We start from the raw sequence: 415 nt of genomic DNA, 5'->3' as shown, positions 1-415 counted from the left end.
TCGACGGCAGCGATATTCTGTGCCTCAAGGGCAAAGGCTACCTCGACAGCGTGGTTTCGCTTGTCCCAATCCATGGCGAAATCATAGTCAAAATGCTGCTCCAGCTCCTCCTCCAGAACCGATAAAAATCCGTACTTAGCCATCTGCTCTCCTTCTTGCTTGTTGCTTTTTGTGTTACAATAATTCTATCATAAAAATCTACGATTAAAAGGAGCTGTATGCTATGACAGCAAATCTAGCCTTACGAATGCGGCCCAGAACTATAGGTGAGATTATCGGCCAAAAACACCTGGTCGGTCCAGGTAAAATTATCCGCCGAATGATTGAGGCCAATATGCTTTCTTCCATGATTCTCTACGGTCCGCCAGGAATCGGCAAGACCTCCATCGCCTCGGCCATAGCGGGGACGACCAAG

The 415-nt window shown here is 48.0% G+C and carries 2 protein-coding genes; one reads left to right on the top strand and one right to left on the bottom strand.

The features are described 5' to 3' along the window. The coding region (locus tag FH871_RS35020) for a DUF3013 family protein (protein ID WP_138995358.1) at positions 1–143 on the bottom strand (143 nt) is incomplete at its 3' end. Between the two features lie 80 nt (positions 144–223). Here FH871_RS35020 and FH871_RS35015 point away from each other — a divergent pair. Further along, positions 224–415: AAA family ATPase (locus FH871_RS35015; RefSeq protein ID WP_138995357.1), on the top strand; the 192-nt coding region annotated here is incomplete at its 3' end.

Origin of the sequence: Larkinella sp. C7 (assembly GCF_006149005.1) — a bacterium.
Lineage (GTDB): Bacteria > Bacteroidota > Bacteroidia > Cytophagales > Spirosomataceae > Larkinella.
This window is presented reverse-complemented; position numbering and strand designations above follow the sequence as displayed.